Genomic DNA, 25,502 nt, shown 5'->3' on the forward strand with positions numbered 1-25,502 from the left:
CAACAACGGGCCGGCCGCGCATCATTCCCGCAGGGCGCCCAGCCACTTCGCGACGCCGTCGGTGATCGTCCCGAGCGCCTCGTCCTGGGTGACCGACGCCCGCTTCGGTACGGCGAAGCCGTGGTCCGCCCAGGCCACCTCGACAAGCTCGTGGTCGCCCGCCGGGAACTCCGCGGGCGTGCCGAAGGGGTCGTTGCCGCCCTGGACGACGAGCGTCGGGACGCCCGTGCCGAGCAGCTCGTCCGCGCGGGAGCGCTCGGGCCTGCCCGGCGGGTGCAGCGGGAACGACAGGGCGAGCACGGCACGGGCGCCGAGCTCGCGGGCCGTGCGGCAGGCCACGCGGGCGCCGGCGCTGCGCCCGCCCGCCACCACGGGCGGGCCGGCCGCGCGCAGGGCGGGCCAGATGTCGCGCCATGCCTCGTCCAGCCGTTTCGGCGCGGGCGCGAGCTTCTTGCCGGCCACCCGCCAGGGCTGCTCGACGAGGGCGACGGTGACTCCCCCGGCGGGCAGGGCGGCGGCGAGCGCCCGCAGGTCCCGCGCCTCGACGCCGCCGCCGGCGCCGTGGCCGAGCGCGAGGACGAGCCAGGCGCCGGGCCCGGCCCCGTACCAGGTGACGCGGGCGTCGCCGGCGCCCGTGGGAACGATCTCGGTCTGGGTCACCCCACCATCCTCGCTCGCCGGGCGGCACCGCGCGGGGCGCGGACGGCCCGACACGCGCGGGCCGTGCCCGGCGGGCCGAGCCGGCGGCCACGGACGCGCGGGTCAGAACAGGGTGCCGACCTCGGGACCGGCGAGCTCTTCCAGCAGCTCGGGCCCGTTGTTGCGGACGTTGCTGACGGCGGTGGTGACCGGGTACGCCCGCATCAGGCCCCCGGGCGGCGGCGCCAGCAGCGAGCGCAGCTCGTCCGGGTCCGTGCGGGCCGGGTCCAGCCACGCGTCCCACCGGTCGGGCGTCAGCATGAGCGGCATGCGCGGGTGGATGTCGGCCAGGGAGCGCGGGCCGTCGGCCGGGGCCACGCCGAGCGGCCCGGACTCGGCGTCGGTGGTGATCACCGAGCAGGTGGCCCACCAGGCCGCGGGGTGGTCAGGCGGCAGCGTGGGGTCGCGCCAGAACTCGTACAGGCCGGCCATCGCGAAGACGGAACCGTCGGCCGGGGTGACGAAGTAGGGCTGCTTCCGTGCCCGCTTCTTCTTACCCTCGACCTCCAGCTCGCGCTCGGCGGCGCCGGTGACCCACTCGTAGTAGCCGTCGGCGGGGAGGACGCAGCGGCGCGCGGCGAAGGCGCGGCGGAACGCGGGCTTCTCGTGCACGGTCTCCGCACGGGCGTTGATCATGCGGGCGGCGCCCTCGGGCGTCTTCGCCCAGGACGGCACGAGGCCCCACTTCAGTACGCGCAGCTGGCGAACCGGGCGCGGAGAGTCCGCGTCCTTCAGAGGGCGGTCGAGTACGGCGTACACCTCTTTGGTGGGGGCCACGTTCCAGTCGGGTTCCAGAACCTCCTTCGGCTCCCACTTCTCGACCTGGAAGATGCCCGCGAGGTCCTCGGGCTTTCGACTCGCCGCGTAACGTCCGCACATACTTGCCAACATTGCCATGATCCCCCTTCCCTCAAGGAGCCGTCCGAGAAATGGCCAGCACCGACGTCTCCGAGGTCCTCACGACCCAGCCCGCCCCCGAGCTGTGGCTCGTCGTCGCGACGGCGGTGGCCGCGCTGGCGGTGACCGTGCCCCGCCCGCTGTGGCGGGTGGCGCGCAACGCGATCACCATCGCCCACGAGGGTGGCCACGGGCTCGTGGCGCTGCTCACCGGCCGCCGCCTCGACGGGATACGGCTGCATTCGGACACCAGCGGTCTGACGGTCAGCCGGGGCCGGCCGACCGGGCTCGGCATGATCCTCACGGCGGCCGCCGGCTACACCGCGCCGTCGCTCCTCGGTCTCGGCGGCGCCTGGCTGCTCGCCGCGCACCGGATCACGCTGCTGCTGTGGGTGGCGACCGCGTTGCTGCTGGCCATGCTCGTGATGATCCGCAATGTGTACGGGGCGCTCACGGTCGTGCTGACGGGCGCGGCGTTCCTGCTGGTGTCCTGGCTGACCGAGCCGGAGGTGCAGTCCGCGTTCGCGTACAGCGCCGTGTGGTTCCTGCTGCTGGGCGGCGTACGACCGGTGTTCGAGCTCCAGGCGAAGCGGCGGCACGGCGGGGCGCCGGACTCGGACGCGGACCAGCTGTCACGGCTGACGCACGCCCCGGCGGCGCTGTGGCTGTTTCTGTTCCATGCTGTCTCGCTCTGTTCCCTGATCGGTGGCGGGCGCTGGCTGCTCGGTCTGTGACCGGCTGGGCCCTACTAGAGTGAGGGGCATGACCGATACCCCCGCGCACCTTGATCTCTGGCCCGCCCCGCAAGCGAGCGGCGCCGTCGATGCGACCGTCACCGTGCCCGGATCGAAGTCGGTCACGAATCGCGCGCTGGTGCTCGCCGCGCTGGCGTCCGAACCGGGCTGGCTCCGGCGGCCGCTGCGCTCCCGGGACACCCTGCTGATGGCGGAGGCCCTGCGCACCCTCGGTGTCGGCATCGAGGAGACAGTCTCCTCCAACTCGTCCGTCGCGGGCGACCCGGACGCCGGCGATCCGGACAGCACGGGCGAGGCGTGGCGGGTGATCCCGGCCGGGCTGCACGGCCCCGCCGCGATCGACGTCGGCAACGCCGGAACGGTCATGCGCTTCCTGCCGCCCGTCGCCACGCTCGTCGACGGCCCTGTGCGGTTCGACGGCGACCCCCGCTCCCACGAGCGGCCCCTGCACGGTGTGATCGACGCGCTGCGCGCGCTGGGCGCCCGGATCGACGACGGCGGGCGCGGGGCGCTGCCGATGACGGTGCACGGCAGCGGCGCCCTGGACGGTGGCACGGTCGAGATCGACGCGTCGTCCTCGTCCCAGTTCGTCAGCGCCCTGCTGCTGTCGGGACCGCGCTTCAACCAGGGCGTGGAGGTACGGCACACCGGTGCCCGGCTGCCGTCCATGCCGCACATCCGGATGACCGTCGACATGCTGCGCTCGGTCGGCGCGCAGGTGGACGAGCCGGAGACCGGCGGCGAGCCGAACGTGTGGCGGGTGTCGCACTCGGCGCTGCTCGGCCGCGATCTGACCATCGAGCCCGACCTGTCGAACGCCCAGCCGTTCCTCGCCGCCGCGCTGGTGACCGGCGGCCGGGTCACGATCCCGGACTGGCCGGAGCGGACCACCCAGCCCGGTGACGCGCTGCGGGAGATCTTCACCGAGATGGGTGGTTCCTGTGAGCTCACCGAGCAGGGGCTGACCTTCACCGGGACGGGTGCGATCCACGGCATCGACGTGGACCTGAGCGAGGTCGGCGAGCTGACGCCGGGCATCGCGGCGGTCGCGGCACTCGCCGACTCGCCGTCCACGCTGCGCGGTGTGGCGCATCTGCGGCTGCACGAGACGGACCGGCTGGCGGCGCTCACCAAGGAGATCAACGAGCTCGGCGGCGACGTCACGGAGACGGCGGACGGGCTGCACATCCGGCCGCGCCCGCTGCACGGCGGTGTCTTCCACACGTACGACGACCACCGGATGGCGACGGCCGGTTCGATCATCGCTCTCGCCGTCGACGGGGTACTGATCGAGAACGTGGCGACGACCGCCAAGACCCTGCCGGACTTCCCGCAGATGTGGACTGGAATGCTCGAGGCCTGACGACATGCGCCGATACGGCAAGAACCCCGACGAGGACGACATCCGCGTCCGCCCCAACCGCAAGGGCAACCGGCCGCGTACGAACATCCGGCCCAAGCACGAGGACGCGGCCGAGGGCATGGTCCTCACCGTGGACCGGGGCCGGCTGACCTGCCTTGTCGACGACCGTCAGGTCATGGCGATGAAGGCGCGGGAGCTCGGCCGCAAGGCCGCCGTCGTCGGGGACCGGGTCTCGCTGGTCGGCGATCTGACCGGCAAGAAGGACACCCTGGCCAGGATCGTCCGGATCGAGCCGAGGGCATCGGTGCTGCGCCGCACGGCCGACGACGACGACCCGTACGAGCGGGTCGTCGTCGCCAACGCCGACCAGCTGGCCATCGTGACCGCGCTGGCCGACCCGGAGCCGCGCCCCCGGCTGATCGACCGCTGTCTGGTCGCGGCGTTCGACGGCGGCCTCGAACCGCTGCTCGTCCTCACCAAGTCGGACCTGGCGCCGCCGGAGAAGCTGCTGGAGCTGTACGGCGCGCTGGACATCCCGTACGTGGTGACGAGCCGTGACGAGCTGTACGACGGGCACGCGGCGGACCGGGTCCGCGAGTATCTGGGCGGCCGCACGACGGCGTTCGTCGGGCACTCGGGCGTCGGCAAGACGACGCTGGTGAACGCGCTCGTGCCGGAGGAGCGGCGGCGCGTCACCGGTCTGGTCAACGCGGTCACGGGGCGCGGCCGGCACACCACCACGTCGGCGCTCGCGCTGCCGCTGGAGGGCGCCGACGGCTGGGTCGTCGACACGCCCGGCGTGCGCTCCTTCGGCCTGCACCACGTCGATCCCTCCCGGGTCATCCACGCCTTCCCCGACCTGGAGCCGGGTACGGAGAAGTGCCCGCGCGCCTGCGGTCACGACGAACCGGACTGCGCGCTGGACGCCTGGGTGGCCGAAGGCCACGCCGACCCCGCGCGGCTGTACTCGCTGCGGCGGCTGCTCTCGACGCGGGAGCGACGCGAGGGCGACTGATTCGTCCGAGTTTGCGGGCGGGGCGACCTGGTAAGGGCATAATCGCACCGAGCGAGATCGCACCGGGCGAGACGACGGAGCAGTCACCGACCTGCGGGGGAGGCACTGACGATGGCGTGGCTGCTGGTGGTGGTCGCCGGTCTGCTGGAGACCGGTTTCGCGGTCTGCCTGAAGCTCAGTCACGGTTTCACCCGGCTCTGGCCGACGGTCGCGTTCGCCGCGTTCGCGCTGGGCAGCTTCGGTCTGCTGACGCTGTCGCTGCGGAAGCTGGACGTGGGTCCCGCTTACGCGGTGTGGACCGGGATCGGCGCGGCGGGTACCGCGATCTACGGAATGGTCTTCCTCGGCGACCTCGTCTCCACGCTGAAGATCGTCTCCATCTCGCTGGTGATCATCGGTGTCATCGGCCTCCAGCTGTCGGGCTCGTCGCACTGATCACGGTACGGACGAGCGGGCCGACCCCGCCGGGCCCGGGTGCGACGACATAGCTGAGGGCGATCCGTACGGCCAGCTCGCACCGCCGCCCCCAGGGATCGTGTGCCTCCGGCGCCTCCGGTGTCTCCTGTCCCCCGGACACCTCGCGCGCCTGGTGCGCCTCCGGTGCCTCGTACGCCTCCCGCGCCTCGTGTGCCTCGTAGGTAGCCGGTGCCTCGTGCGCCTCGTAGGTCCCCGGCGCCTCGTGCGCCTCCCGCGCCCGTTGCGCCTCGTGCCGTTCCAGCGCGGCCGCCGAACGGTCGCGTACGGCCGCCAGTAGTTCACCCGGGCCGGGCACGCCCGTGTCGGCGCGGCGCTGCGCGGGCGGGCCGAGAGGCGCGCGGGCGGGCCCCGGCACCCGGCCCGGCGTCCGGCCCGGCACACGGGCGCCGGCCGACACGCGGTGGCCCCTGGCGGGTGGCGGCTCGGGCATCCCGTCGCCCCAGCACCCGGTGAGCAGGGCCCGCAGCAGCGGCCGCGCGCGGGCCGCGCCGACGAGCCACTCGGCGACGGCGACCAGCCGGTCACCGGCGTCCGGGGGTCCGGCCCCCGGACGGTGGGCCGCGGCCTGCCCGGCGAGGGCGCGGTCGACGCCGCGCAGGCAGGTGTCGGCCTCGCGGCGCACGAGTGCGCGGGCGAGCCCGTCCTTGCTGCCGAACTCGTTGTAGAGGGTCTGGCGCGACACCCCGGCGGCGGCCGCGACATCGACCATGCGGACCGCCGTCCAGGGCAGGTCGCCGAGTGCCGCGAGGGCGGCGTCGAGCAGGGCTTCTCGCGCGGTGGGCATCGTCGCCTCCCAGGCCAGGCGGCTCTGCGCTCAGGGTTGACGCGGCGACCCGCACTGTCAAGAGCCGTCACCGGCCGTCCCTCGGCACCGGGATAGAGTCGGGACCATGGCCGACTACCACGATGATCTGCGTCTCGCCCATGTCCTCGCGGACGCCGCCGACGCCGCGACGATGGACCGGTTCAAGGCGCTGGACCTGAAGGTCGAGACCAAACCGGACATGACCCCGGTCAGCGAGGCCGACCGGGCCGCCGAGGAGCTGATCCGCGGTCACCTCCAGCGGGCGCGGCCGCGCGACGCGATCCTCGGCGAGGAGTACGGCCTGGAGGGCACGGGTCCGCGCCGCTGGGTGATCGACCCGATCGACGGGACGAAGAACTACGTGCGCGGCGTGCCCGTGTGGGCCACGCTGATCTCGCTGATGGAGGCCGTCGAGGGGGGCTACCAGCCGGTGGTGGGCGTGGTGTCGGCGCCGGCGCTGGGCCGCCGCTGGTGGGCGGCGAAGGGGCTGGGCGCGTACACCGGCCGCAGCCTGACCTCGGCGTCCCGGATCCATGTGTCGCGGGTGTCGAAGCTGTCGGACGCGTCGTTCGCGTACTCGTCGCTGAGCGGCTGGGAGGAGCAGGGCCGGCTTGAGGGGTTCATGGACCTCACGCGCGCGTGCTGGCGGACCCGGGCCTACGGCGACTTCTGGCCGTACATGATGGTGGCCGAGGGGGCCGTGGACATCTGCGCGGAGCCGGAGCTGTCGATGTGGGACATGGCGGCGAACGCGATCGTGGTGCAGGAGGCGGGCGGTACGTTCACCGGCCTCGACGGCAGGCCGGGCCCGCACAGCGGAAACGCGGCGGCGTCGAACGGCCTGCTGCACGAGGAGCTGCTGGGGTACCTGAACCCCTGACCGGAGGCGACTGGACCGCTGGCCGGAGGCGACTGGACCGCTGGCCGACGGCGACCGCGCTGCCGACCGGAGGCGACGGCTCGGCGATCCGCGGTCCGCGGTCCGTCACCCGGAGGGGTCATGGGGGCGTGCACGGGTGCGCGCCCCCTTGTTGTGTCCACGGAAGGCTGTCACTCTGAGAATCCCCCCGCTTGTGCGCTTGTGAATCCGCTCTTGTTGAAGGATTCACCACCAAGGAGGTGGCCCCACCCATGCTCGTCCGTGACGCCATGAGCACCGTGGTCCTCACCATCGGTCCCGCCCACACCCTCCGTCAGGCAGCCTCACTGATGTCCGCACGACGTGTCGGCGCGGCCGTCGTCCTGGATCACGACACCAACAGCCTCGGCATCCTCACCGAACGCGACATCCTCAACTCGCTCGGCGCGGGCCAGGACCCCGACCGGGAGACGGCGGGCGCCCACACCACCACGGACGTCGTCTTCGCGGCACCCGGCTGGACCCTGGACGAGGCGGCGGAGGCCATGACGCACGGCGGCTTCCGGCACCTCGTCGTCCTCGACGGCGACGGCCCCGTCGGTGTCGTCTCCGTACGCGACATCATCCGCTGCTGGGCGCCGGTGCGACGGCGCACGGCCACCCTCGCCGGCTGAGAAACCGGCACCGGGTACACGGGAAGGCCGGCCCCTCCACGGGGGCCGGCCTTCCCTACGACAAGCGATCCAGTGCTGTTCAGCCGCGCAGGGCCTGGACCGCGGCCTCCAGCCGCTTGCCGTAGTCTCCGTCGGCCTGACGGAAGTTGTTGATGGCACGCTCGGCGATGTCGTCACGCGACACCTTGGCGATGAAGCCCGCCAGGTTGTCGATCAGACGGCTCTTCTCGTCCTCCGACATCAGCCGGTAGAGGTTGCCCGCCTGGACGAAGTCGTTGTCCTCGGCGTGCGTGGGAGCCGCCGCCTCGCCGGTGGCACCGGTGAGCGGGACGGGCTGCCACAGCGGGCGGTCGATCTGGTGCGGACCGCCGAAGCTGTTGGGCTCGTAGTTCTTCGCGCCCTTGTGGCGGCCGTCGTACAGGAAGCCGTCCCGGCTGTTGGTCCGCGCCTCGGTGGCGTGCGGACGGTTCACCGGCAGGTGGTCGGCGTTGATGCCGACGCGGTAGCGGTGGGCGTCGCCGTACGCGAAGAGACGGCCCTGGAGCATCTTGTCCGGCGACGGGCCGATGCCCGGCACGAAGTGGGCGGGGCTGAAGATCGACTGCTCGACCTCGGCGAAGATGTTCTCCGGGTTGCGGTTGAGCTCCAGCTTGCCGATCTCGATCGGCGGGTAGTCCGCGTGCGGCCACACCTTGGTGAGGTCGAACGGGTTGAAGCGGTACGTGGCCGCGTCGGCCGCCGGCATGATCTGCACCTGCACGGTCCAGGTCGGGAAGTCGCCGCGCTCGATCGACTCGCGCAGGTCGCGCTGGTGCGAGTCCGGGTCCTCACCGGCGAGCCTGTTGGCCTCGTCCTGGGTGAGGTTCTTGATCCCCTGGTCGGTCTTGAAGTGGTACTTGACCCAGAAGACCTCGCCCGCCTCGTTGTTCCACTGGTACGTGTGCGAGCCGTACCCGTTCATGTGGCGGTAGCTGGCCGGGATGCCGCGGTCGCCGAAGAGCCAGGTGACCTGGTGCGTCGACTCCGGGGAGAGACCCCAGAAGTCCCACACGTTGTCGGCCTCCTGCGAGCCGGTGTACGGGTCGCGCTTCTGCGTGTGGATGAAGTCCGGGAACTTGATGGCGTCCTTGATGAAGAACACCGGGGTGTTGTTGCCGACGAGGTCGTAGTTGCCCTCTTCGGTGTAGAACTTCAGCGCGAACCCGCGCGGGTCCCGCACGGCGTCGGCGGCACCGAGGTTGCCCGCGACCGTGGAGAAGCGAAGGAACGTCTCGGTCTGCTTGCCGACCTCGGAGAGGAACTTCGCGCGGGTGTACCGAGTGACGTCGGCGGTCACCGTGAAGGTGCCGTACGCACCGGCGCCACGCGCGTGCACGACCCGCTCCGGAATGCGCTCGCGGTTGAAGTGCGCGAGCTTCTCGAGCAGCAGCTGGTCCTGCACCAGAACCGGACCACCGACGCCCGCGGTCTCGCTGTTCTGGTTGTCGGAGACCGGCGCGCCGGCCTCCGTGGTGAGCGGTCCCTGCGTCACGTGCGCCTCCTGCGTAATTCCTGCAAGTCCTGTCCCTTGGCTAAAGCCGCTCCCGATCCTACAATGGACAATGTCTAAGTCAAGCCCCCATCCAAAGCCACACCCGTTCGGGACTGAGTCCCCTCCCTGTTAGGCTGGCTGCATGAGTGACCTGTTGGAACGCCTGCGCGGCCGCGGCTGGCGGATGACCGCGCAGCGTCGCGTCGTGGCCGAGGTCCTCGACGGGGACCATGTCCATCTGACCGCCGACGAGGTCCACGCCCGCGCGGCCGAACGACTCCCCGAGATCTCCCGGGCGACCGTCTACAACACGCTGGGCGAGCTGGTGAGCCTGGGCGAGATCCTCGAAGTCTCCACGGACCGCCGCGCCAAGCGGTACGACCCGAACGCCCACCGTCCGCACCAGCACCTGGTGTGCGCGCGGTGCGGCGCGATCCGTGACGTGCACCCGGCGGGCGACCCACTGGCGGACCTGCCGGCCTCGGAGCGCTTCGGCTTCACGATCTCCGACGTGGAGGTCACCTACCGCGGCACGTGCCCCAGCTGCGCGGCGACCGCCTGAGCGGTACGCGCCACTGCCCGGCCACCGCGTGAGCGCTGCGTGAGGCCCCCGGTACGAGTCGTGCCGGGGGCCTCACGCGTCCCCGGGGCCGGAGGCGTGCGCCAGGGACCTACACCCGTGCGCGACGGCGTACGCCCGGCCGCGCGAGAGCTGAGCGGCCTCGGCATACGACACGACGAAGGCCCGGATCCTCATGGATCCGGGCCTTCGTCTTCAGTAGCGGGGACAGGATTTGAACCTGCGACCTCTGGGTTATGAGCCCAGCGAGCTACCGAGCTGCTCCACCCCGCGTCGGTGAACACAACCTTACGCGACCGTGCTCACCAGCGCAAATCAAGACCTAGGCGGTGAGTTCCTGGTGCAGGGCCTCGCTCAGCCGGGCCGCCCGCTCCGCGACCTCGGCGGGGCCGAGCTCCACGGCGCGGGCGCACCAGCGCCGCCCCTCGGCCAGCTCGCCCCGGCGCGCGGCCAGCAGCGCGAGGCGCAGTGCGGCGCGGCCGTGCCCGGCGCGGGCGGCGCGCGTCCACCAGAACGACGCCTCCCGCTCGTTGCCGTCGCGGGCGAGGAGCAGGCCCAGGTTGAAGGCGCCGTTGCGGCTGCCCGCCTCGGCGGCCTCGCGGTACCAGCGGGCCGCCTCGGTGACGTCCCCGCGCGCGGCCGCGAGCATGCCGACGCGCACTTGGGCGCGGCGGTGGCCCTGCTCGGCCGCCCTCTCGTACCACTCCTCGCACTCGGTCTTGGCCGCCTGGGGGCGGCCGAGCGCGGGCGGGCCGGGCGGCGGCTGGCGCGCGTCGAGCAGGGCGGCGAGCCGGAACGCGGCCTCCGCGCTGCCTCCGCCAGCCGCGCAGCGCAGATGGCGCTCGGCCGCCTGCTCGTCGCCGTCACGGAGCAGGGCGATGCCGACCTGGAGGGCGGCCTCGGTGTGGCCGGCGGCTGCGGCCCGCTCGTACCAGCCCAGCGCCGTGCGGTCGTCGTCGCGGCCCGCGTACAGGATGCCGAGGTTGAACGCGGCGTCGACGCTGCCCGCCTCGGCGGCCTTGGAGAACCAGGGCTCGGCGCCGTGCGGGTCGCCGCTCTGGAGCAGCAGCACGGCCAGGGCGTTGGCCGCCTCGCGGTGGCCGGCGTAGGCGGCGCGGCGGTACCACTGGTCGGCCTGTGCGATGCGGTTCTGCGCGGCGTACAGCAGACCGAGGTTGTACGCGCCGTTCACGTCGCCCGCGTCTGTGGCCGCCCGGTACCAGCGCTCGGCGGTCTGGTGCTCGCCGCGCGCGGCGTGCAGGGCGCCGAGCGCGTTGGCGGCGTTGCCGTCGCCGTCCTGGGCGGCGCGCAGCCACCACACGGCGGCGCTCTCCTCGTCACCGGCGTCGCGCAGCAGGAACCCGAGCGCGCACGCGGCGCGCGGCTCGCCGTCCTTGGCAGACGTCAGGTACCAGCGGCCGGCCTCCTTGAGCTCGCCGCGCTTCTCCAGGATGGCCCCGAGGTGCAGGGCCGCACGCCGGTGGCCGCGCGCGGCGGCCTGGCGGTACCACTGCTCGGCACTCTCGGCACCGGCGTTGCCCGCGGCGCCGTGGGTGCCCCCGGTGCGGTGAGTCCCAGCGGTGCCGTGAGTCCCAGCGGTGCCGGCGTTGTCACCGGCGCCCGTCCTGCTCGCGCCCGTGCCGCCGTCGCCGGTCCTGGCGGCCTTCGCCGCCCCGGTGCTCTCCGTGCCCTCCGTGGTGACCACGGCGTCCACGGAGCCGGAGCCGCTCCGGGCGCCGGTGCCGGGAGCGCCGGGGGCGCACTGGTCGGCCTTGGCGGCACGGTCGGCGCGCTGTTCCAGGGCGCGGGCGAGCCGGTAGGCGGCCTCCCGGTGCCCCTGCTCGGCGGCGACGCGCAGCCAGCGTTCGGCGCCCGCGTCGGCCCGGTGCTCCAGCAGGTCGGCGAGGGCGTAGGCCCCCAGGGCGTGGCCCTGTTCGGCGGACTGCCGCAGCCAGTACTCGGCGGCCGGTTCGTCGCCGCGCTCGCGGTGGTGACGGCCAAGGGCGTGCGCGGCGGCGGCGGAACCCGCGACGGCGGCGATACGCCACCAGCCCGCGGCCTCGTCCGGGTAGCCGCGCTGGTGCAGCAGGACGCCGAGGTTGTTGGCCGCGGCACGGTCGCCGTCGGCGGTGGCGGCCCGCAGATAGGGTTCGGCGCCGTCGAGGTCGCCCCGGCGCAGCATCAGCGCGCCGAGCACGCTCATCGACGCGGTGTCCCCGCTGTCGGCGGCGCGGCGGTGCCGTGCCTCGATCTCGACGATGTCGGCGGCGTCCGCGCAGTCCATCGCGGCGCCGCCCGGGACCGTGCCCTCGGGCACGGCGTCGGTGTGGTCGATCGCATCTGCGGCCATTCCGTCGTGCCGCCGCACAAACCGCCCTGTCTCCAAAAGAGTTGCCCTGTCCCCCATGATTCCCATCGTCGCACCACCCGCAACCCGCGTACACCTGGTATACCGCAGCCAGTGAGGTCACTTCAGCGTTTTGTCGACATGCCCACAGAGAGACAAGTCAAACACGTCTCGCGGCAACTCCCCTCCCCCGGGCGGCGCTTGAACCGACGGTCGATCGGCCCGCGCGCATGGCAAGGGCCCGGATCCTTTAAGGATCCGGGCCCTGCTTTCAGTAGCGGGGACAGGATTTGAACCTGCGACCTCTGGGTTATGAGCCCAGCGAGCTACCGAGCTGCTCCACCCCGCGCCGTTGTGTTCACACCGTATCACGGTGCGAGGGGGACTCCGTGCCGGTGACCTCCGGGGCCCGGCCGGGGTACGGGCGGGGTACGGCCGGGGTACGGGCGGGGTACGGGCGGCGTGCGACGCAGGAACGAGCAGGCGGGCGGGGGGTCGAGCCTGGAGCCCGGCGGTCACCGGGCTCCGGGCTCGACCGTCGTTCCGGCCGTCCTACTCGGTAGCCGACCCGTCGGCTGGCTCGCCGTCGGCGGGCTTGTCCTCGGCGGGCTTGCCCTCGGCCGGTTTACCGTCGGCGGGCTTGCCGTCCGGGCTCTTCTGGTCCGCGGCCTTGCGCTCGGCGTCCGCCGCGGCGGCCCGCTGGAGCGCCTCCGCCAGGGCGTCCTGCGCCTTGCCGTACGCGGTCCAGTCACCCTTCTGCAGCGCGGCCTCACCGTCCGCGAACGCCTTCTGGGCGTCCGCGATGGCCTGCTTCAGCGCCGCCTCACCGGTGGCGGGCGGCTTCGTCGGGTCGGACGGCGGCGGTGTGGTCGGCGTCTGGCCGTCCACCCCGAACACCGCGTTGAGCGACTCGGCCAGGGTGTTCTCGAACACCGTGGTGTCCTTGGTCGTGTCACCCGCCGGCTGGTCCGCGTCGACGTACGACACCGCCACCTTCTTCAGCAGCGGATAGAGCGCGTTGCGGCCCTGGGCGTACACCGGCTCCACGTACAGGAACCCGCCGTCGAGCGGCACCGTCAGCAGGTTGCCGTACTCGATGTCGGAGTCGGCGCCCTTGAGGTCACGGACGAACTGGGCGACGGAGGGCAGACCGTTGAGCTTGCTCTGCACCTGCGCGGGGCCCGGCACGTCCTGGGTCACCCTCAACAGCCTTATACGGCCGTACTCCTTGCTGGTGGCGTCGGCGTCGACCGCCATGAACGCGCCCAGGTTGGGGCGTCCGTTCGGCGTGAACGTCGTCGTGAGCGAGAACCGCTGGGCGGTGTCGCCCGGCATCTTCATGCTGAGGTAGTACGGCGGGACCGCGTTGCCGTCCTTGTTGGTCGGGTCGGGGGGCACCTGCCACGCGTCACTGCCGCTGTAGAACTGGGCGGCGTCCCTGACGTGGTAGCGGGTCAGCAGCTCGCGCTGGACCTTGAACATGTCCTGCGGGTACCGCAGGTGCTCCATGAGGGACGGCTTGACGGCGTCCTTCGGCTGCACGGTGCCGGGGAACGCCTTCATCCAGGTCTTCAGGACCGGGTCCTCGGTGTCCCACTGGTACAGCTTCACCGTGCCGTCGTACGCGTCGACGGTGGCCTTGACCGAGTTGCGGATGTAGTTGACCTGGTTCTGCTGGGCCACGACCGCACGGGTCTGGTTGCCCGCCGTCAGCGAGTCGGCGGTGGTGTCCCCGAGCGTCGTACGGGACGCGTACGGGTAGCCGTTCGTCGTCGTGTAGGCGTCGACGATCCACTGGATACGGCCGTCGATGACCGCCGGGTAGGCGTCGCCGTCGATGGTCAGCCACGGCGCGACGGCCTCCACACGCTGCTTGGGCGTGCGGTTGTAGAGGACCCGGGAGCCCTCGCCGATGGCACCCGAGTAGAGGATCTGCGGCTCACTGAAGGCGACGGCGTAGGCGGCCCGGTTGAAGGCGTTGGAGAGGCTGACTCCGCTGTCCTCCTTGAAGCTGGTCGTCTTCTCGCCGTTCTCCTCGTAGTCGAGCTCCTTCTGCGGGCCGCCGACGATCGAGTACTGCTCGGTCTTCTCGCCGTAGTAGATCCGCTGCTCGTACTTCCCGACGGTCTGACCCGATGTGGGGAGGCCGGACTCGGTGAACACCGGGGATCCGTTGGCGTCCGTCTGCACACCGGTGGCCATGATCGCGCCGTAGCCGTGGGTGTAGGTGAAGTGGTCGTTGATCCAGTTCCGCTTCGGGATGCCCTTGATGTTGAGCTCCCGCAGACCGATGACGGTGTCCTTGCCCTTGTACCGGTCGACATCGAGCGTGGTCGGGAACTGGTAGTACTTCCGCTTCTGCTCCAGCTGCTGGAACGTGGGCGAGACGATGTTCGGGTCCACCAGGCGGTAGCTGGCCGCCGTGTCCGCGTCCGCGCGCAGCTTGTCCTTGGCCTTCACCGTGGACTTGCCGGAGTAGTTCTCCAGCGAGGTCCTGTCGATGTCGTACGCCTTGCGCGTCGCCTCGATGTTCTTCTTGATGTACGGCGCTTCCTTGGCCTGCTCGTTCGGCTGGACCTGGAACTTCTGCACGATGGCCGGGTACAGGCCGCCGATCAGGATCGCCGACAGCACCATCAGACCGAAGCCGATGACGGGCAGCTGCCAGGTGCGCCGCCACAGCGTCGCGAAGAACAGCACGGCGCAGATGACGGCGATGCAGAACAGGATCGTCTTCGCCGGCAGATAGGCGTTCGCGTCGACGTAGCGCAGGCCCGTCCAGTTGCCGGCCGCCTTGAAGTCGCTGGACTTCACCGCGAGCCCGTACCGGTCGAGCCAGTAGGCGACGGCCTTCAGCGAGACGAAGACACCGAGCAGCACCGACAGGTGGCCCGTCGCCGCGGCGGTCGCCCGCGCGCCGGGGCTGGTGATGCGCAGCCCGCCGTACAGGTAGTGGGTGAGGGCCGCCGCGATCAGCGACAGCACGGTCGCCGCGAACCCGAAGCCGAGCAGGAACCGGTACCAGGGCAGGTCGAAGGCGTAGAACGCCACGTCCATGCCGAACTGCGGGTCCTTCTCACCGAAGGAGACGCCGTTCACCCACATCAGCCAGGTCCGCCACTGCCCCGAAGCGGACGCGCCGGCGATCAGCCCGACCAGGGCCGTGATCGCCAGGAGCACCCACTTCTTGTACGGGGCGACGCCCATCCGGTAGCGGTCCAGGCTCTGCTGCTCCAGCGACATCGCGCTGAGCGGCGGCCGCAGCCGGTGCGCCAGCCAGATGTTCAGGCCGACGGCGAGCGCCATGAGCAGACCGAAGACGGCGAACATGCCGATCTTGGTCGACAGGGTGGTGGTGAAGACCGACGAGTACTTGACGGACCGGTACCACAGCCAGTCCGTCCAGAACCCGGCGAACATCACGAAGATCATGGCCAGGACGGCCAGTACGCCCAGTGTCATGAGCAGGGTGCGGGCCCGCCGGGACGGCCGGCCGACTCTGATCCGTGGCCCGGTAGGGCCTCCGCCGCGGTCCGGCATCTGGAAAGCCAACGTGCGCCCCTCGAAGTTCGCGGTCGTGTGTGAAGCAGCGTGCGCGCCGCACGCGCCCCGTGCCCCTGTCGAGGAGCACCGGAGGCGTTCGTCGCACCCGAAGCAGGCCCAGCGATCGTAGAGCCCACTGATGCAACTTACTGAAGCTTTACCTAGTTCCCGTCTTCGGGTCGAGAAGAGGCAGGATATTGACCATGTCCAACGTTTCTCCCTCCGGCCCTCCGATGGCCGCAAGCCCGCTCACCCGCGCGGTGCTCGAAATCGACGAGTACGCCTCGGGCCTCGGCTGGGACCAGCCGGCCCGGCTCTTCGCCCTCGTCGACACCGCGCGGCTGCGCGCCCAGGAGCCGGATCTGGCCGCTCAGCTGGGCCTCGGCGACGACGAGGCCGCCGCCCCGCTCACCCCGATCGAGCAGGACGAGCTGCCGGCCGGGGCCCCCCTCGACGAGTTCCTCGGCACCATCGCCTGGCCGGACGCGGTGGTCGGCTGCGCCCTCACCGTGGAGCGGCTGATGCTGCCGCCGTCCGCCGAGACGTCCGTGCCCGACGGCCTGGACGACGCCGCGCTGGCGAAGTGGGTCGCCCGGCACCCGGACCGCCAGGAGGTGCGGATGACCGTGGCCGTCCTGCGCGACGGCGCCCGCGAGTCCGCGCTGCGGCTGCGCGAGAAGGACTCGCCGACGGAGGTCCTCACCGGCGCCGACCTGGTGCCGGGGCTGGCCGAGGCGCTGGCCGCGACGTTCGAGGCGTTCGAGGCGTAGGCGCGCTTCCCGCCCCCCGCGAGAGCCTCCGGGTCCGTACCCGGGGGCTCCGGCGCGTCGCGGGGCGGTGGCGCGTGCTCTGGCGCCTTGGGGCGTCCCGGGGGCCTGGGGCGTCCCGGGGGGCCGGCGTCCCGGGGGCCTGGGGCGTTCCGAAGGCTCTGGCGGTTCCGGGGGCTCTGGCGGTTCCGGGGGCTCTGGCGCGTCCCGGGGGGCTCTGGCGCGTTCCGGGGGACTCTGGCGGTTCCGGGGGCTCTGGCCGGTTCCGGGGGCTCTGGCGGTTCCGGGGGACTCTGGCGGTTCCGGGGGACTCTGGCGCGTCCGTGGTCAGACAGCGGCCCCCGGCTCAGCCGGCGGAGCAGCTCGGCAGGGACGCCGTGTCACCCAGGCGGACCTTGTCCAGGGACTTCACCGCGTCGGCGATGGTCTCGACCTTGATCAGGGTGAGCCCGTCAGGGGTGTCCGCGGCCGCCGCCGCGCAGTTGTCGGCCGGGGTGAGGAAGTACCGCGCACCAGCGTTCCGGGCGCCGACGAGCTTCATCGCGATACCGCCGATCGGGCCCACCTTGCCCGCGTCGTCGATCGTGCCGGTGCCCGCGACGAACTCGCCGCCCGTCAGCCTGCCCGGGGTCAGCTTGTCGACGATGCCGAGCGAGAACATCAGTCCGGCGCTCGGCCCGCCCACGTCGTCCAGTTTGATGTCGATGGTGAACGGGAAGGTGTGGTCGGTTCCGGCCTGGATGCCGACGATCGCCCGGTCGCCCTCCTGGGACTTCGTGGTCGTGATGGTCACGCGCCGGGTGGTGGCGGGCACGCGGTCGGCCTTCTCGGCGGCGGCCGCCTCCTTGGCCGGGACGATCGTGAAGACGACGTCCTCGCCGGGGTCGCGCTTGGTGACGATCTTGGCGACGTCCTGTGGCTCCTTCACCGCCGTACCGTCCACGGCCTTGATCACATCGCCGGCGTGCAGCCTGCCCTCGGCGGGGCTGTCCTTCTGGACCGAGGAGACGATCACCCAGGACGAGACGGGGATGCCCAGCTGCCGGAGTGCGGCGACGCGCGCGCTCTCCTGGGACTGGCTGAACTCCTCAGCGTTCTCCTGCGTGGACTGCTCCTCCGTCTTGCCGTCCGGGTAGAGCGTGTCGTGCGGCACCACGACGCTGTCGTGGGCGAGCCAGCCGTAGACGGCCTCGACGAGGTTCATCCTGTAGTCCGCACCGGTGACCCTGACCGTGGTCATATTCAGATTGCCCGCGGTGGGGTACGTCTTGTGGCCGGAGATGCGGAGAACCGGCTCCCCCTCGGAGTCGGCCAGGGTGTTGACCGTCGGCCCCGGGCTCATCTCGGAGTAGGGCACCGGGATGAAGACGCCTGCGCAGAGCAGCGCGATCAGGACGAGGGTGGAGGCGAGCATCGTCGCGGTGCGGCGTGGCATGGAACGACAGTACGGGACGGGTCCGTCAGTGCACCCCCGGGGCCGTCCGTACGGGGTGATCAAGTGATGATCGCGGGGATGTTCCGGCAGGTGGGGAGGGGTACGCGCGGGCTGCGGGGCTCAGGCCGGGTCGCCGCCGGAACGGGACCTCTCCATGGCGTCACGGAAGCGGGCGTAGCCGGCGAGCTCGGCTATGTCCTCGGTGGTCCGGTTCCGCGACGCCCAGCCTCCCCATATCGCGGCGCCGACGGCGGCGAAGAGCGGGATCAGCAACCAGGCGAGCACTGTCATCGCGACCTCCCATCCCCCTTGAGCGCTTGAGCCTGCGCGGCTGACTGATCAGCAGATTAACCATCCGCGCTCTCAACGCTGGTGCCGGGGCGGCGGTTACGCAAATCGGGGCGAGGCATACCGGCCAAGGCCGGTCAAGCCCTGTCGGACCGGACCGCTCAGCAAGCCCCCTCCGAGGAGGCGCTACGCGCCGACCCGCCCTCCCGTCACCCGGCCACCACCCCCCAAGGACGGCGCTACGCGCCGACCCGCCCTCCCGTCACCCGGCCACCACCCCCCGAGGAGGCGCTACGCGCCGACCCATTCCTCGGCGCCGTCTGAGAACCGCTGGTGCTTCCAGATCGGGACCTCGTGCTTGAGGTCGTCGATCAGCTTGCGGCAGGCCGCGAAGGCCTCCGCCCGGTGCGGGCACGACACGGCCACGACGACCGCCAGGTCGCCGACCGTCAGATCACCCACTCGGTGGACGGCGGCGAGGGCGCGCACCGGGAAGTCCGCGACGACCTTCTCGGCCACGCGGCGCAGCTCGGCCTCGGCGGTGGGGTGGCTGGAGTACCCGAGCGCGTCCACGTCGGCGCCGCCGTCGTGGTTGCGCACGGTGCCCACGAAGAGGGCGGTGCCGCCCGCGGCGTCGTCGCCGACGGCGCGGAAGACCTCGTCGAGGGAGAGCGGGGTGTCGCGGATCGCCAGCAGCCGGATCGGGTCGGCGGCCACCTGCTCGCCGGGGTGGTCGTACGTGGAAGCCATGCCGTCCATCGTGCCGTACTCCACCGACATCGCGGAATAGCGGTTTCGCCCGGCGGACGCACGCGCGCGTTGGAGCCTCCTACAGCGGCCACGCCGCGGCCCGCCCACCCGCCTCCCCGGCGCGGTTCAGAGGCCGCGGCGCCTGCGGGCGCGGCGTACCAGCGCGGCCGTGCCCAGCAGGGCGACCGTCGCTCCGGCCGCTCCGGCGGCGGTGGCGTCCTTGCGGCCCAGGCGGCGGCCCGCGACCGTGTGGCGGCCCTGCACCTCCTCCAGCAGCGCCGCCAGGACCTCCTCGTTGGTCCACCGGGGCCGCCAGCCCGCGTCGTGCAGCCGCCCGACGCTGACGACCCAAGGGTGCATGGTGTACGCGAGGTCTCCGGCGGGAGACGGGGTCAGCCCGATCCGGTGGAGCCTGGCCGCCGCGCCCAGGGCGACCGCCGATGGCAGCTCCATGCGCCGGATGCCGCTGAGCTCCTCGACCTCCTCCTGCTCCAGCCAGCCGTCGCAGCCCACCGCGAACTCGCCGTCGACCTTCTCCAGCGCCGCGTACTCCAGGGCCGTGACCAGGTCGTCGACATGGCAGAACTGCCAGGTCGGACGCGATCCGGCGACGACCAGCAGCCGTGGTGACTCGAAGTAGCGGGTCAGGGCCGTGTCGGTACCGCCGACGAGGACGGCGGGACGTACCACCGTGACGTTCAGGCCGGGGTGAGCGCGGGGCGCGCGGCGGGCCAGGCGCTCGATCTCCAGCAGGTCGCCGACACCAGTGGCCTCCGCTGTGGCACGCAGTTCGGCGTCCTCGGAGAGCGGGATGTCGTTGTCGGGCAGTGCGCCGTACACCATGGCGGAGGTGCACAGCACCACGCGGCGCACGCCCGCCGCCGCGGCGGCCGTCAGCACGGTCTGGGTGCCGCGTACGTTGTACGCGGTACGGGCGGCGGGGTCGGTCTCCAGATCCAGGTCGAGCGCGAGGTGCACGACGACGTCCGCCCCGCGCAGCTTCTCGGCGATGGCGGGGTCGCGGACGTCCAGGATGTGCCAGTGCGCCTCGGGCACCTCGCCGCGGCGCTCGTCGATGGCGATGACCTGCTTGATCTCGTCGGACGCGGCGAGGCGCCGGGTCAGCAGGTCACCGACTCCGGTGGCGGCGCCGGTCACGGCGACCACCGGGCCGCGTCCGGCGGACTTGGTTGAGCGGTTTCGCGCTGCGCGAACCTGCGGATCTGGGGAACTCACCAGGCGTCTCCAGCGGTTGTCTTCAGTACGTACGTGAAGGACGCGTGCGTACCAGGTGGCGTCCATCCTGCCGCAGGCGATGCGTCAGTGGAGCACCGAGCCCCAGTCCGGCCCGGATGTCTACGCTGGGTGTGATGTCGGGCAACCGCCGTCGGCAGGAGCCGGCGGCCCTACGAGCCGAGGAAACCCGTGAGTGACACCCCATTCGGATTCGGCGTTCCGCCGGAGGAGCCGGACGACGGCGACGAGGGCAAGAAGCGGCCCCAGGGTGGTGGCAACCCGTTCGGGTTCGGCGGTCTGCCGGGCGGCGGCCAGGGCGGCGCCGACAATCCGTTCGCCGCGATGTTCGGTTCGCTGAACCCGTCCGACCTGGGTGCCGCCTTCCAGCAGCTCGGCCAGATGCTGAGCTACGAGGGCGGTCCCGTGAACTGGGACATGGCCAAGCAGATCGCCCGCCAGACGGTCGCCCAGGGCACGTCCGACGGCACCAAGGACGCCAGTGTGGGTCCCGCCGAGCGGGCCGCCGTCGAGGAGGCCGTGCGTCTGGCCGACCTGTGGCTGGACGGTGTCACCTCGCTGCCGTCCGGTGCGAACACGGCCGTGGCGTGGAGCCGCGCGGAGTGGGTCGAGGCGACGCTGCCCGCGTGGCAGCAGCTGGTCGACCCGGTGGCCGAGCGGGTCGGCGCCGCCATGGGCGATGTGCTGCCCGAGGAGATGCAGGCCATGGCGGGCCCGCTGATCGGGATGATGCGCTCCATGGGCGGCGCGATGTTCGGCCAGCAGATCGGCCAGGCCGTGGGCGTCCTGGCGGGCGAGGTGGTCGGGTCGACCGATGTCGGTCTGCCCCTGGGCCCGGCCGGCAAGGCCGCCCTGCTCCCGCTGAACGTGGAGGCGTTCGGCAGGGACCTGGGCGTGCCGAAGGACGAGGTGCGGCTGTATCTGGCGCTGCGGGAGGCCGCCCACCAGCGGCTCTTCGCGCATGTGCCGTGGCTGCGCTCGCACCTGTTCGGTGCCGTCGAGGGGTACGCGCGCGGGATCAAGGTCGACACGTCGAAGCTGGAGGACGCCGTCGGCCGGCTGGACCCGTCGAACCCCGAGCAGCTGCAGGAGGCGCTTCAGCAGGGCATGTTCCAGCCGGAGGACACCCCGGAGCAGAAGGCGGCGCTGGCCCGTCTGGAGACGGCGCTCGCGCTGGTCGAGGGCTGGGTCGACGCGGTGGTGCACGAGGCCTCGAAGGACCGGCTCACCTCGTCGGGTGCCCTGCGGGAGACCCTGCGCCGGCGCCGGGCCTCCGGTGGCCCGGCCGAGCAGACGTTCGCGACGCTGATCGGTCTGGAGCTGCGGCCGCGCAGGCTGCGGGACGCCGCGCGGCTGTGGGCGTCGCTCACGGACGCGCGGGGCGTCGACGGGCGGGACGGCCTGTGGGGGCACCCGGACATGCTGCCCACCGCCTCCGACCTGGACGATCCGGACGGCTTCGTCCACCGGGAGCACCTGGACTTCTCGGAGATCGACAAGATGCTCGGGGAAGCGGCCGGGCGGGACGACCGGAACCAGGGCGAGGACGACACCGACAAGTGAGCCTGCACGACGACGCCGTCCGCGTACTGAAGGCGTACGAGGACGGTCAGGAAGAGCTGCGGCAGACCTATCTGGACCACCTGGCGGCTCACCCGGACGGGATGTGGAAGGCGTGCGAGGCCGGGCATCTGACGGCCAGCGCGCTGGTGATCGACCCGGACCGGGGCCGGGTGCTGCTGACCCTGCACCGGAAGCTCGGGATGTGGCTGCAGATGGGCGGCCACTGCGAGCCCGGGGACGCCACCGTGGCCGAGGCGGCGCTGCGCGAGGCGACGGAGGAGTCCGGGATCCCGGGGCTGGCGCTGCTGCCGGGCGGTCCCGCGCGGCTGGACCGGCACCCGATTCCGGCGCCGTGCCACTGGCACCTGGACGTGCAGTACGTGGCGGTCGCCCCGTCCGGCGCGGTGGCGGCGATCAGCGACGAGTCGCTGGACCTGCGCTGGTTCGGTTACGACGAGGTGGCGGCCGTGGCCGACACGTCGGTCGTACGGCTGGTGGAGGCGGCCCGCGCCGCCCTCTGACGTGCCGCGCCCGCGGGGGGCCCGGGAAAGGGGGGCCCTCTGGAAGCCCTACGAGAGCCCTACGGGAGCCCTGCGGGGCCCTGTGGGTGCCCTACGGCCCGCGAAGGCCGTACGGCACGTGCTACGGCCCGTGCCGGAACGGAGTCAGGGGCGGACCGCCGTGGCGGACCGCCCCTCACAGCCTCCGGTGGTTAGTTCCAGGCGTTGTTCTGGTTCTGCGCGTGGGCACCCTGCTGCCCGACGCCGAACTGGGCGCCGAGGCCCTGCCCGATCGCCGCGTTCTGCGGCGGCATCACCTCGCTGGGCTGGACCAGCGCGAAGCCCTGGCCCAGGAAGCTGAGCTCCCAGCCCTCACCGGTGCTGCCGCGGCGGCGCCGTACGTTCGACGAGTGCGTCTGGGCCTGCATCTGGACGCGCAGCCCGGAGGACCAGGCCACGATCGCGTCCGCGTCGGCGTTGACGTACTTGTCCGGCGTGACCTGCATCATCAGCGGCTGTCCCGACGTCATCAGCGCGACCTTGCCCCGGCCGGAGATGTTGAGCTGGTACTTGCCGGAGCCGGAGATGCCGTACTGGCTGTCCACGGCGATGACCTCGGTGTGGAGGGTGGAGTCGAGCGCCAGGACATAGGCGCTGTCCACCGTCAGCCCCTCCTGGTCCACGTCCACGACATGGATGTACTGGGCCAGGTTGGCGAAGTAGACCGTGCCCTGCCCGGAGCAGCGCATCAGGTCGAGTCCCTCGCCGGTGTGGGCGCGGGCGCGCCGCTGGCCGTCCGTGCGGTACTCGCCGTCGAAGTCGATCAGGCCCTGGTAGGCGACCATGGCGCCCTTGCGGGCGAGGACGTCGTCGTGGCCGGTGAGGGCGACCCGCAGGAGCTGCGGGTTCTGGACGACGTACCGCTCCTGGCTCTGCTGTTCCGTGTAGCTGAAAAGCGGGCTCTGCATGGTGTGTTCTCGCTCCCCCTCAGTTCCGGACCCGCAGGCGGTCGGTACTGTCCTCGCTCGGCTGTACGACGACGATGCCCTGGCCCGAGAAGGCCATCTGGTAGGCCTCTCCGCTGCCCCGCCCGATGAGGGAGGACGCCTTGAAGCTGCGCTTGCCCTTCACCTTCAGCGACGGCGACCAGGCGACGAGCGCGTCGGGGTCGACGTACGTCTCGTCGTCACCGCGCCCGCAGTCGACCACGATCGGGGTCCCGCGCGAGGTGAGGGCGACCCAGCCGGTGCCCGCGATCTGGACGTTCCACAGGCCCTGCCCGGCGAACTTGGCGAGGCCCTTGACCCGTTCGACACCCCACTGGAGGTGGGCGTCGAAGGCCAGCACATTGGTGCCGTTGACGGACAGCGCGTCGTTGTTCAGGTTGACGACGACGACATCGGCGCCGTAGTCGGCGAGGTAGAGCAGTCCGTCGCCGGAGCACTTCATCAGGGGCGCGCCCTCGCCCGTCACCCACTGGGAGGCGATCTGGCGCACGGCCGGCGGGTTGGGCTCGTACTGGATGAAGCCCTCGTACGCGACGACCGAGCCGGTGCGGGCGAAGAGGTCCTGGCCTGAGGCCATCGCCACCTTGAGCATGGCCGAGCCGTGGTTCTCCATCCGGGCGGCGGCCGGGGTCGGGGCGAAGCCCGCGAGTTGCTGGTTCATGTCTTCGGGCTCCCTCAGACCTCGTACGGCTGGACGACGATGAAGTTGCCGGGGGCTCCCCGGAACTGGAGGTTGACGGTCTCTCCGCTGTGGCCCGGGTAGGCGTTGCGGCGCAGCCTGACCTGGCTGGACAGGATCACCTGGGACGCGGCCGACCAGGCGACGACGGCGTTGCAGTCGGCGAACGTGGTCGGTGTGACGGGCAGGACGACCGGCACGCCCTGGGTCTTCACGACGACCGTTCCGGTGCCCTGGAACAGCATCGTGAACAGCGCGCCTCCCGGGATGCCGTGGCCCTCGATGCGCCGCACCTCGTGGTGCAGCGACTCGTCGAAGGCGAGGACGTTCTCGGCGGATACGCAGATGCCGTCGCCCTGCAGCTCGATCGGGTGGAGCTGAGCGCCGTTCTCGGCCAGGAAGACCTGGCCCCGGCCGGTGCAGCGCATGAGCTGCATCTCCTGGCCGGTCGCGTTGCCGACGATCCGGCCCGCGAAGCCGGCGCCCTTGTAGCCGAACTCGACCTTGCCCTGGTACATCACCATGCTGCCCTGGCGGGCCAGGACCGGCACCTCTCCCATGGCGAGGTCGACACGCATGAGCTGCGGGTTCTGCGAGGTCCAGCGCTGCCCGGTGGGCGCCTCGCGGTACTTCTGGAGGGCGGCGGCCAGACCCGGCCCCTGGGGGGCGCCATGGGGCGCGCCGTGCGGCGTTCCGGCGGGCGGCATCCCTCCGTAGGGCATGCCCTGGGGCGGCTGCTGACCGAACTGCGGCTGGCCGTAGGGGGCCGGGGCAGGCTGCCCGTACGGCGGTGTCTGTCCGGGCACCTGGCCGTACCCCGGCTGCTGACCGTACGGCGACGGCTGCGGCGGGGTGGGCGCCACGGGCGGGGTGGGCGCCGCCGGGGCCATCGGGGCGGCCATGGTGGGCGCCGCGTGCATCGGCTGCTGTACGGGGGCGGGCGCCGGAGCAGGAGCCGGCGCGGGGGCCATGGGGGCCGGCGCGGGGGTCGTGGGGGCCGGCGTAGGGGCCGTGGGGGCTCCGAACGCGGGGGCCGGCTGGGGCTGCTGCGGCACCGTGGGCGCGCCGAACGCGGGCGCCGGTGCCGCGGGGGCGGCCGGGGCGGCCTGGGCGGGCGGCGGTGCGAACGCGGGAGCGGGCGCCGCGGCGGAGGGCGCGGGCTGCGCGGGCTGCTCCTCCTCGAGGACCTCGCCGCCGAAGTTCCTGAGCAGCGCCTCCAGTCCGCCGTCGAAGCCCTGGCCGACGGCGGCGAACCGCCAGACGTCCTTGAGGTAGAAGTCACCGAGCATCACCGCGCGCTCGGTGCTGAACTCCGAACCGTCGAAGGCGTACCGGGCTACCTCCTCACCGCCCGCGACGATACGGATGTACCCGGGGCCCACGTGGGACATCTGCCCGGCACCGTCGATCGTCGCGGTGAAGGAGAGCTTGTGGATGTTGGCCGGGACGCGGTCGAGGGTGACGCGGAACGACTCCGTGTCCCCGGCCTGCGCGCCGAGCAGCTGGATGGACTCCTCGGGGGACTTCGGCTGGTTGAAGAAGATGAAATACCGGTCGTCGGAGAGCCGCTCTTCGGCGTCGAGGCCGAAACAGCTGATGTCGAAGCTCAACCCGGGAGCCGCGATCTGCACACCGACGTACAGATCCGTCCCGGGAGTCAGATCACTGATCTTGGCCTTGTGGCCACGCTGGAATTCCCTGGGCATGCGTAACG

The 25,502-nt window shown here is 72.1% G+C and carries 23 protein-coding genes and 2 tRNA genes; 10 read left to right on the forward strand and 15 right to left on the reverse strand.

Annotation, left to right across the window (positions count from 1 at the left end):
* Nucleotides 1-21 precede the first annotated feature (21 nt).
* Nucleotides 22-660 (reverse strand): alpha/beta family hydrolase, encoded by a 639-nt coding sequence (locus ACGF5U_RS08145; protein WP_392712613.1) that lies wholly within the window; start codon nucleotides 658-660, stop codon nucleotides 22-24.
* 102 nt (nucleotides 661-762) lie between these two features.
* Nucleotides 763-1,578: an SOS response-associated peptidase gene (locus tag ACGF5U_RS08150; RefSeq protein ID WP_392712667.1), complete on the reverse strand. Its 816-nt coding sequence runs from the start codon at nucleotides 1,576-1,578 to the stop codon at nucleotides 763-765.
* 50 nt (nucleotides 1,579-1,628) lie between these two features.
* On the opposite strand from ACGF5U_RS08150, the gene ACGF5U_RS08155 reads away from it, so the two are divergent.
* The 4 genes from ACGF5U_RS08155 to ACGF5U_RS08170 all read left to right on the forward strand — a co-directional run bounded on the left by ACGF5U_RS08155 (nucleotide 1,629) and on the right by ACGF5U_RS08170 (nucleotide 5,164).
* The gene (locus tag ACGF5U_RS08155; RefSeq protein ID WP_392712611.1) at nucleotides 1,629-2,330 is read left to right on the forward strand and encodes a M50 family metallopeptidase; all 702 of its coding nucleotides are present in this window, start codon (nucleotides 1,629-1,631) and stop codon (nucleotides 2,328-2,330) included.
* Between the two features lie 28 nt (nucleotides 2,331-2,358).
* The gene (aroA, locus tag ACGF5U_RS08160) at nucleotides 2,359-3,714 is read left to right on the forward strand and encodes a 3-phosphoshikimate 1-carboxyvinyltransferase (protein ID WP_392712609.1); all 1,356 of its coding nucleotides are present in this window, start codon (nucleotides 2,359-2,361) and stop codon (nucleotides 3,712-3,714) included.
* A 4-nt stretch (nucleotides 3,715-3,718) separates the two neighbouring features.
* On the forward strand, nucleotides 3,719-4,729 hold the full coding sequence (gene rsgA, locus ACGF5U_RS08165; protein ID WP_392712608.1) for a ribosome small subunit-dependent GTPase A: 1,011 nt from the start codon (nucleotides 3,719-3,721) through the stop codon (nucleotides 4,727-4,729).
* A gap of 111 nt (nucleotides 4,730-4,840) precedes the next feature.
* Nucleotides 4,841-5,164 (forward strand): DMT family transporter, encoded by a 324-nt coding sequence (locus ACGF5U_RS08170; RefSeq protein ID WP_392712606.1) that lies wholly within the window; start codon nucleotides 4,841-4,843, stop codon nucleotides 5,162-5,164.
* On the opposite strand, the gene ACGF5U_RS08175 is transcribed toward ACGF5U_RS08170, so the two are convergent.
* Nucleotides 5,130-5,990, reverse strand: a complete 861-nt coding sequence (locus ACGF5U_RS08175) for a TetR/AcrR family transcriptional regulator (protein ID WP_392712604.1) — start codon at nucleotides 5,988-5,990, stop codon at nucleotides 5,130-5,132. The two genes, ACGF5U_RS08170 and ACGF5U_RS08175, sit on opposite strands and share 35 nt — an antisense overlap.
* Nucleotides 5,991-6,096: 106 nt before the next feature.
* Here ACGF5U_RS08175 and hisN point away from each other — a divergent pair, with 106 nt between their 5' ends.
* Nucleotides 6,097-6,891, forward strand: coding sequence for a histidinol-phosphatase (gene hisN, locus ACGF5U_RS08180; RefSeq protein WP_392712602.1), 795 nt, complete (start codon nucleotides 6,097-6,099; stop codon nucleotides 6,889-6,891).
* Nucleotides 6,892-7,142: 251 nt separating this feature from the next.
* Nucleotides 7,143-7,544 carry a cyclic nucleotide-binding/CBS domain-containing protein gene (locus ACGF5U_RS08185; RefSeq protein ID WP_392712601.1) on the forward strand — a complete coding sequence of 134 codons (402 nt, stop codon included), beginning with the start codon at nucleotides 7,143-7,145 and terminating at the stop codon, nucleotides 7,542-7,544.
* A gap of 79 nt (nucleotides 7,545-7,623) precedes the next feature.
* Here the strand turns inward: ACGF5U_RS08185 and ACGF5U_RS08190 are convergent, their stop codons facing one another.
* On the reverse strand, nucleotides 7,624-9,075 hold the full coding sequence (locus tag ACGF5U_RS08190) for a catalase (protein WP_392712600.1): 1,452 nt from the start codon (nucleotides 9,073-9,075) through the stop codon (nucleotides 7,624-7,626).
* 142 nt (nucleotides 9,076-9,217) lie between these two features.
* On the opposite strand from ACGF5U_RS08190, the gene ACGF5U_RS08195 reads away from it, so the two are divergent.
* Nucleotides 9,218-9,637, forward strand: a complete 420-nt coding sequence (locus tag ACGF5U_RS08195) for a Fur family transcriptional regulator (RefSeq protein ID WP_392712599.1) — start codon at nucleotides 9,218-9,220, stop codon at nucleotides 9,635-9,637.
* Nucleotides 9,638-9,854: 217 nt separating this feature from the next.
* Here the strand turns inward: ACGF5U_RS08195 and ACGF5U_RS08200 are convergent.
* The 4 genes from ACGF5U_RS08200 to ACGF5U_RS08215 all read right to left on the reverse strand — a co-directional run bounded on the left by ACGF5U_RS08200 (nucleotide 9,855) and on the right by ACGF5U_RS08215 (nucleotide 15,542).
* Nucleotides 9,855-9,928 (reverse strand) — tRNA-Met (locus tag ACGF5U_RS08200).
* A 49-nt stretch (nucleotides 9,929-9,977) separates the two neighbouring features.
* Nucleotides 9,978-12,071 carry a sel1 repeat family protein gene (locus tag ACGF5U_RS08205; protein ID WP_392712598.1) on the reverse strand — a complete coding sequence of 698 codons (2,094 nt, stop codon included), beginning with the start codon at nucleotides 12,069-12,071 and terminating at the stop codon, nucleotides 9,978-9,980.
* A 206-nt stretch (nucleotides 12,072-12,277) separates the two neighbouring features.
* Nucleotides 12,278-12,351: transfer RNA gene (locus ACGF5U_RS08210), tRNA-Met, on the reverse strand.
* A gap of 203 nt (nucleotides 12,352-12,554) precedes the next feature.
* A complete protein-coding gene (locus ACGF5U_RS08215) occupies nucleotides 12,555-15,542 on the reverse strand; it encodes a UPF0182 family protein (protein WP_392712597.1) in 2,988 nt (995 codons plus the stop codon).
* Nucleotides 15,543-15,748: 206 nt separating this feature from the next.
* Between ACGF5U_RS08215 and ACGF5U_RS08220 the strand changes: the two genes are divergently transcribed.
* The gene (locus tag ACGF5U_RS08220) at nucleotides 15,749-16,315 is read left to right on the forward strand and encodes a PPA1309 family protein (RefSeq protein WP_392712596.1); all 567 of its coding nucleotides are present in this window, start codon (nucleotides 15,749-15,751) and stop codon (nucleotides 16,313-16,315) included.
* 343 nt (nucleotides 16,316-16,658) lie between these two features.
* Here ACGF5U_RS08220 and ACGF5U_RS08225 read toward each other — a convergent pair whose 3' ends face one another.
* The 4 genes from ACGF5U_RS08225 to ACGF5U_RS08240 form a co-directional block, all read right to left on the reverse strand.
* Nucleotides 16,659-17,747: a PDZ domain-containing protein gene (locus tag ACGF5U_RS08225; RefSeq protein WP_392712594.1), complete on the reverse strand. Its 1,089-nt coding sequence runs from the start codon at nucleotides 17,745-17,747 to the stop codon at nucleotides 16,659-16,661.
* A gap of 120 nt (nucleotides 17,748-17,867) precedes the next feature.
* The gene (locus tag ACGF5U_RS08230) at nucleotides 17,868-18,038 is read right to left on the reverse strand and encodes a hypothetical protein (RefSeq protein WP_392712592.1); all 171 of its coding nucleotides are present in this window, start codon (nucleotides 18,036-18,038) and stop codon (nucleotides 17,868-17,870) included.
* Between the two features lie 288 nt (nucleotides 18,039-18,326).
* Entirely contained in the window at nucleotides 18,327-18,785 is a 459-nt protein-coding gene (locus ACGF5U_RS08235) for a molybdenum cofactor biosynthesis protein MoaE (RefSeq protein ID WP_392712590.1), read from the reverse strand.
* A gap of 126 nt (nucleotides 18,786-18,911) precedes the next feature.
* Nucleotides 18,912-20,021, reverse strand: a complete 1,110-nt coding sequence (locus ACGF5U_RS08240; RefSeq protein WP_392712589.1) for an SDR family oxidoreductase — start codon at nucleotides 20,019-20,021, stop codon at nucleotides 18,912-18,914.
* 189 nt (nucleotides 20,022-20,210) lie between these two features.
* On the opposite strand from ACGF5U_RS08240, the gene ACGF5U_RS08245 reads away from it, so the two are divergent.
* Both ACGF5U_RS08245 and ACGF5U_RS08250 read left to right on the forward strand, forming a co-directional pair.
* Nucleotides 20,211-21,602: a zinc-dependent metalloprotease gene (locus ACGF5U_RS08245; RefSeq protein ID WP_392712587.1), complete on the forward strand. Its 1,392-nt coding sequence runs from the start codon at nucleotides 20,211-20,213 to the stop codon at nucleotides 21,600-21,602.
* Nucleotides 21,599-22,123: an NUDIX hydrolase gene (locus ACGF5U_RS08250; RefSeq protein WP_392712586.1), complete on the forward strand. Its 525-nt coding sequence runs from the start codon at nucleotides 21,599-21,601 to the stop codon at nucleotides 22,121-22,123. The genes ACGF5U_RS08245 and ACGF5U_RS08250 overlap by 4 nt, the downstream gene beginning before the upstream one ends.
* A gap of 191 nt (nucleotides 22,124-22,314) precedes the next feature.
* Here the strand turns inward: ACGF5U_RS08250 and ACGF5U_RS08255 are convergent, their stop codons facing one another.
* The 3 genes from ACGF5U_RS08255 to ACGF5U_RS08265 are packed head-to-tail and all read right to left on the reverse strand — an operon-like array spanning nucleotide 22,315 to nucleotide 25,494.
* Nucleotides 22,315-23,070, reverse strand: coding sequence for an AIM24 family protein (locus ACGF5U_RS08255; RefSeq protein WP_392712585.1), 756 nt, complete (start codon nucleotides 23,068-23,070; stop codon nucleotides 22,315-22,317).
* A gap of 19 nt (nucleotides 23,071-23,089) precedes the next feature.
* Nucleotides 23,090-23,770 carry an AIM24 family protein gene (locus ACGF5U_RS08260; RefSeq protein WP_392712584.1) on the reverse strand — a complete coding sequence of 227 codons (681 nt, stop codon included), beginning with the start codon at nucleotides 23,768-23,770 and terminating at the stop codon, nucleotides 23,090-23,092.
* A 14-nt stretch (nucleotides 23,771-23,784) separates the two neighbouring features.
* The gene (locus tag ACGF5U_RS08265) at nucleotides 23,785-25,494 is read right to left on the reverse strand and encodes a TerD family protein (protein ID WP_392712583.1); all 1,710 of its coding nucleotides are present in this window, start codon (nucleotides 25,492-25,494) and stop codon (nucleotides 23,785-23,787) included.
* Nucleotides 25,495-25,502 lie beyond the last annotated feature (8 nt).

The organism is Streptomyces sp. NPDC047886 (assembly GCF_043204435.1).
In the GTDB taxonomy this organism is placed as follows: domain Bacteria; phylum Actinomycetota; class Actinomycetes; order Streptomycetales; family Streptomycetaceae; genus Streptomyces.

Coding starts and splice junctions, on each gene's coding strand:
- ACGF5U_RS08260 (WP_392712584.1), bottom strand. CDS start 23,770: ATGAACCAGCAACTCGCGGGCTTCGCCCCGACCCCGGCCGCCGCCCGG.
- ACGF5U_RS08175 (WP_392712604.1), bottom strand. CDS start 5,990: ATGCCCACCGCGCGAGAAGCCCTGCTCGACGCCGCCCTCGCGGCACTC.
- ACGF5U_RS08170 (WP_392712606.1), top strand. CDS start 4,841: ATGGCGTGGCTGCTGGTGGTGGTCGCCGGTCTGCTGGAGACCGGTTTC.
- ACGF5U_RS08185 (WP_392712601.1), top strand. CDS start 7,143: ATGCTCGTCCGTGACGCCATGAGCACCGTGGTCCTCACCATCGGTCCC.
- ACGF5U_RS08205 (WP_392712598.1), bottom strand. CDS start 12,071: ATGGGAATCATGGGGGACAGGGCAACTCTTTTGGAGACAGGGCGGTTT.
- ACGF5U_RS08215 (WP_392712597.1), bottom strand. CDS start 15,542: ATGCCGGACCGCGGCGGAGGCCCTACCGGGCCACGGATCAGAGTCGGC.
- ACGF5U_RS08255 (WP_392712585.1), bottom strand. CDS start 23,070: ATGCAGAGCCCGCTTTTCAGCTACACGGAACAGCAGAGCCAGGAGCGG.
- ACGF5U_RS08235 (WP_392712590.1), bottom strand. CDS start 18,785: ATGGCTTCCACGTACGACCACCCCGGCGAGCAGGTGGCCGCCGACCCG.
- rsgA (WP_392712608.1), top strand. CDS start 3,719: ATGCGCCGATACGGCAAGAACCCCGACGAGGACGACATCCGCGTCCGC.
- ACGF5U_RS08150 (WP_392712667.1), bottom strand. CDS start 1,578: ATGTGCGGACGTTACGCGGCGAGTCGAAAGCCCGAGGACCTCGCGGGC.
- ACGF5U_RS08265 (WP_392712583.1), bottom strand. CDS start 25,494: ATGCCCAGGGAATTCCAGCGTGGCCACAAGGCCAAGATCAGTGATCTG.
- ACGF5U_RS08155 (WP_392712611.1), top strand. CDS start 1,629: ATGGCCAGCACCGACGTCTCCGAGGTCCTCACGACCCAGCCCGCCCCC.
- ACGF5U_RS08225 (WP_392712594.1), bottom strand. CDS start 17,747: ATGCCACGCCGCACCGCGACGATGCTCGCCTCCACCCTCGTCCTGATC.
- ACGF5U_RS08230 (WP_392712592.1), bottom strand. CDS start 18,038: ATGACAGTGCTCGCCTGGTTGCTGATCCCGCTCTTCGCCGCCGTCGGC.
- hisN (WP_392712602.1), top strand. CDS start 6,097: ATGGCCGACTACCACGATGATCTGCGTCTCGCCCATGTCCTCGCGGAC.
- ACGF5U_RS08220 (WP_392712596.1), top strand. CDS start 15,749: ATGTCCAACGTTTCTCCCTCCGGCCCTCCGATGGCCGCAAGCCCGCTC.
- aroA (WP_392712609.1), top strand. CDS start 2,359: ATGACCGATACCCCCGCGCACCTTGATCTCTGGCCCGCCCCGCAAGCG.
- ACGF5U_RS08195 (WP_392712599.1), top strand. CDS start 9,218: ATGAGTGACCTGTTGGAACGCCTGCGCGGCCGCGGCTGGCGGATGACC.